This window comes from Streptomyces flavofungini (assembly GCF_041028215.1).
GTDB classification, from domain to species: domain Bacteria; phylum Actinomycetota; class Actinomycetes; order Streptomycetales; family Streptomycetaceae; genus Streptomyces; species Streptomyces flavofungini_B.
The window spans coordinates 1-4460 of the sequence record NZ_JASKYR010000647.1; the positions used below are offsets into that span (position 1 = coordinate 1).

General features: G+C 74.4%; 4 protein-coding genes and 1 pseudogene. 3 read left to right on the forward strand and 2 right to left on the reverse strand.

All coding sequences use genetic code 11. From position 1 onward, the window contains the following. On the forward strand, window positions 1-1030 hold a 1030-nt coding region (locus tag AB8Z36_RS31680; protein WP_369216831.1), incomplete at its 5' end, for a polyprenyl synthetase family protein. On the opposite strand, the gene AB8Z36_RS31685 is transcribed toward AB8Z36_RS31680, so the two are convergent. Both AB8Z36_RS31685 and AB8Z36_RS31690 read right to left on the reverse strand, forming a co-directional pair. Beyond that, entirely contained in the window at window positions 993-1712 is a 720-nt protein-coding gene (locus tag AB8Z36_RS31685) for a response regulator (protein ID WP_369216832.1), read from the reverse strand. The two genes, AB8Z36_RS31680 and AB8Z36_RS31685, sit on opposite strands and share 38 nt — an antisense overlap. Continuing rightward, window positions 1709-3055, reverse strand: coding sequence for a sensor histidine kinase (locus tag AB8Z36_RS31690; protein WP_369216833.1), 1347 nt, complete (start codon window positions 3053-3055; stop codon window positions 1709-1711). Before AB8Z36_RS31690 ends, AB8Z36_RS31685 begins: the two co-directional genes overlap by 4 nt. 226 nt (window positions 3056-3281) lie before the next feature. Between AB8Z36_RS31690 and AB8Z36_RS31695 the strand changes: the two genes are divergently transcribed. Continuing rightward, entirely contained in the window at window positions 3282-3989 is a 708-nt protein-coding gene (locus tag AB8Z36_RS31695) for an ABC transporter ATP-binding protein (protein ID WP_369216834.1), read from the forward strand. Beyond that, window positions 3986-4460 (forward strand): annotated as a pseudogene (locus AB8Z36_RS31700) (ABC transporter permease); the annotation flags it as partial. The gene AB8Z36_RS31695 and the pseudogene AB8Z36_RS31700, both read left to right, overlap by 4 nt.

The window sequence follows — 4460 nt, forward strand, 5'->3', positions numbered from 1 at the left end:
GGCCCGCACCCTGCCCCGCGTACCGGACTACCTCGCCGGACTCCTCGACGCCTACCCTCCCCAGCAGGCCCCCCTGCGGGCCTCCGTCAGCAGGCTCGTGAGCCACGGAAGGGCCTCACCACTCGAACACTCCCTGCCCTTCCTGGTGCACGGCGCCCTGACCGGCGATCCCGCCCCGGCCGTCCCGGTCGCCGCGGCCCACGCCCTGTGGTGGCGTGCCGCCAACGCCTTCGACGACTTCGCCGACGGCGACACGGGGCCCCAGTTGTACGGGATCTCGCGCGGCGCCGCCCTGACCGCGGCCCTGGAGTGCGGATACGCCCTGCCGCTGCGCGCCCTGGCGGCCGTGGACGCCCCCGGCGCCGTACGCGACGAACTGACGGCGGCCTACCTGCGCGCCTGGACGACGGCGAGCAACGGCCAGCTCGGCGACCTCCTCATCCGGCCCGAGCAGACCACCCCGCAGACCATCCTCGACGTCTACCGGGACAAGAGCGGCGCCGTCTACGCCATGGCCTGTTCCATGGCCGCGCGGTTGGCCACCGCTTCGGACCACCGCACCGACGCCCGTGCCGGACGGGTCGCAAGATGGCACCGCTTCGGCCAGATCCTGGGCATGCTGGCGCAGTTCCGCAACGACGAGGACGATCTGCGCGACGGCCCCGGCGAGGACCTGCGCAACCGGACACCGACCTATCTGCTGGTCCACCTGCTCCACTCCGCGCCCGACCGGACCCGGCGACTGGCCCTGGCCGCCCTGCGGGAGGCACCCTCATCGGCCATCGACCGGGAACACCTGCGCGCCATGATGACCGCGCCGGAGGTGCTTCGCCCCTACCACGCGCGGCTCTCGGCGCTGCGCGCGGAGGCCGGTGCCCTGCTCGACGAACTGGCACCGGGCTGCCCGTTCGGCGCCGCGCTGCATGTCCGCGTCCAGGCGGAGACCCACTTCGTGCCCGCCACTTCCCGGCGCCCGCACGGGCGGGGGCCGTTCACCCGTGCTCGGCGGGCGCCTGGTGGCCGATGCTGACCAGGCCCGTCTCGTAGGCGACGATCACGGCCTGGACGCGGTCGCGCAGCTGGAGCTTGGCGAGGACGCGGGACACGTGGGTCTTGACGGTCGTCTCGGCCAGGTGCAGGCGGTCGGCCACCTCGGCGTTGCTCAGGCCGCGTGCCACCTGGCCGAGCACCTCGCGTTCGCGCGGCGTGAGCGAGGCGAGGTCCCGGTGGACGGTGGTGGTGTGGCTGTCCTGCCGCGTGAAGCGCTCCACCAGGCGCCGGGTGACGGCCGGGGCGAGCAGGGCGTCGCCGGAGCGGACCGTGCCCACGGCGGAGATCAGCTGCTCCGGGGTGACGTCCTTGAGCAGGAAGCCGCTGGCCCCGGCGGACAGGGCGGCGTAGACGTACTGATCGAGGTCGAAGGTGGTCAGGATGACGACCCGGGGCACGCCCGGCAGGCCCTCGCCCGGAGCGCCCTCCCGCGCCCGCCCGTCGAGGATGCGGCGCGTGGCCTCCAAGCCGTCCATCTCCGGCATCCGGACGTCCATCAGGACCACGTCGGGCCGGGTGSGGCGCACCGCGTCCACGGCTTCGCGGCCGTCGACGGCCTCGGCGACCACCTCGATGCCGCCCGAGCGCAGGATCATGCGGAATCCGGTACGGACGAGCGTCTGGTCGTCGGCGAGCACCACACGCAGCGGCGGGTTGGTCACGGTGCCTCCAGGGGGATCAGGGCCTCGACACGGTAGCCGCCGGTGAGGCGGCGGCCGGAGTGCAGGGTTCCGTCGTAGACGGAGAGGCGCTCGCGCAGGCCGAGCAGTCCGCGCCCGTTCCCGGCGGACGCGCCGGGTCCCGGCGAGCCCCCGGTGTCGGAGACCTCCACGCGGAGCCGGTCGGGGGCGTACTCGACGCAGACGGTGGCCTTGGCCCCGGACGCGTGCTTGACCGTGTTGGTCAGGGCTTCCTGGACGACGCGGTAGGCGGTGAGCCCGATGCCGGAGGGCATGGGGCGGGCCGGTCCCACGACCTTCAGGTCGACCGGCAGACCCGTGTCACGGACCCGGCCCACCAGGGTCTCCAGCTGGTCGAGGTCCGGCTGGGGGGCCAGATCCCCGGCCCGCGGGGCCGGATCGTCGGCCCGGGTCGCCCCGTGGCCCGTACCGTCCATCGTGAGCAGCCCCATGACGTGGCGCAGCTCCGTCATGGCGGCCCGGCCGCTCGCCTCGACGGCGAGCAGCGCCTCGTCGGCCTCGTCCGGGACGACCCGCATGACCCTGCGGGCGGCACCGGCCTGGATGACCATGACGCTGACGTTGTGGGTGACGACGTCGTGCAGTTCGCGGGCGATCCTGGCGCGCTCCTCGGCGACGGCGCGGTGCAGGGCCTCGGCCTGCTCGCGTTCGACGGCGGCCAGCCGGGCGCGGCCCTCGTCCGTGCGGACCCGCCAGGTCCGCAGGCCGTTGGCGGCCATCGCCAGCGGGCCGAGAATCCACAGCGCCACGTACTCGTTGGGGACGATGCCCGGCTGGTACGGGTAGACATGGGTGGTCGAGGTGCCGGAGGCGAAGACCAGGAGGACGGCGGTCGGCACGGCCGTGAGGGCGGGGACGCGGTAGGGGCTGTAGGCGGCGGCGCTGTAGACGGCGACCACGAGCGGATAGAACGTCAGCCGCTGCACGTCCTGCGGGGTCAGCAGCGCCGCGCAGGTCACCACGCACAGCACGGCCAGCGGGTGGCGGCGGCGCAGCATCAGCGCGCCCGAAGCGGCGAGCGCCAGGGCGCTCAGGGCGATCCGCGCGTCGGTGCCCGACGGCTGGACCGCCCGGCCCACGCCCAGCAGCACCTCGCGGACCTGGTTGTCGGCGACATCGAGGGCGTAGTACACCGTGGCGATCGCGAAGGCCGCCGCGACCAGCAGGTCGAAGTACTGTCCGCGCCGGGTGAGGCGCGGTGCGGGGCCGGTCGGGCGCAGCGCGCGACGGGCCGCCTCCCGCAGCCGTTCCTTCAGCGCGCTCGCGTTCGTCGCGCGTCCGCTCGTCGCGCTTCCGTTCTCCACCGGCACATTCTCACCACTCCTGGGGGCGTGCGGCATCCGTCTCGGCGGTCGGTTCCGGGACGCCGTGTACGTCAGCCGCCTACTTCTCAAGGAGGACGCAGGGAGGGCCTCCTTCCGCGGGAGGACCGCAAAGGGCTCGGGCGAAGGACGTGGCACCGGCGCGGGGCCGCCTAGCTTCCAGGGACCGGATGCGCGGACCCACCCCGCACGAACCCAAGGAGCCCTGATGGAAGACCCGTTGATCGAGCTGAGCGACGTGGGTCGCGCGTACGACGACGGTCCGCCCGCGCTGCGCAAGGCGGCGCTGCGGGTGTGGCCCGGCGAGGCGGTCGCCGTCCTCGGGCCCTCGGGCAGCGGCAAGTCCACGCTGCTGAACCTGATCGCGGGCCTGGACCGGCCGGGCACGGGGACGGTCACCGTGGACGGCGTACGGGTCGACCGGCTGAGCGAGGCCGCGGCGGCCCGCTTCCGGCGCACGAGGATCGGCATGGTCTTCCAGTTCTTCAACCTGCTCGACGACCTGACCGTCACGGACAACGTCACGCTGCCCGCCCTGCTCGCCGGGACGGCACGCGGCGCGGCGCACCGCCGGGCGGCCGAGCTCCTGGAGACCCTGGGCATCGACCGGCACGCCCGCGCCCATCCGGGGCGCCTCTCCGGCGGTGAACGCCAACGCGTCGCGATAGCACGGGCGTTGATGAACCGCCCGCCGCTGATCCTGGCCGACGAGCCCACCGGCGCGCTCGACACAGCGGCGGGCGAGGACGTCGGCCGCCTGCTCAGGGAGCTCAACTCCGAGGGGCAGACCGTGGTCGTGGTCACGCACGATCTCGCCCTGGCCCGCTCCTGCACCCACCGCACGGTGCGCATCGCCGACGGCCGGATCGTCGACGGCCGGGTCGCCGGGGACGTCGGCGCGGGGGTGTCCCGTTGAGCGCGTTGGGCCGGGTGGTGCGCTCGGGCGTGGGACGGCGCCGGGTGCAGACACTCGTGATCGCTCTGACGGTGCTGATGGCGGTCGCCGCGTCCGTCCTGGGAGGTTCGCTTCTGGCGGTCTCGGGCGCGCCGTTCGAGGACGCCTTCGCCCGGCAGCGCGGCGCGCATCTGTCCGTCGAGTACGACGCCGCGCACGTCGGCGCCGGGCAGGCGAGAGCGACCGGGCGCGCCGAGGGGGTGACGGCCGTGGCGGGCCCGTTCCGCACGGTGTCGGTCACCCCGCACATCGAGACGGCCTCCTCCGGGCCAGGCGCTTCGGGCGCCTCGCCGACCTCGCAGACCTCGAAGGCCGCGCCGACCTCGCAGGCGTGGCCGATGACCGTCGTCGGCCGGGGTGCGCGCGGCGGTGCGGTCGACGACCTCGTTCTCACCACGGGGCGCTGGGCCACGCGCCCCGGTGAGGTCGTAC

Excerpts from the sequence above, each read along its gene's own strand:
- AB8Z36_RS31695 (WP_369216834.1), top strand. The coding sequence starts at position 3,282 with ATGGAAGACCCGTTGATCGAGCTGAGCGACGTGGGTCGCGCGTACGAC.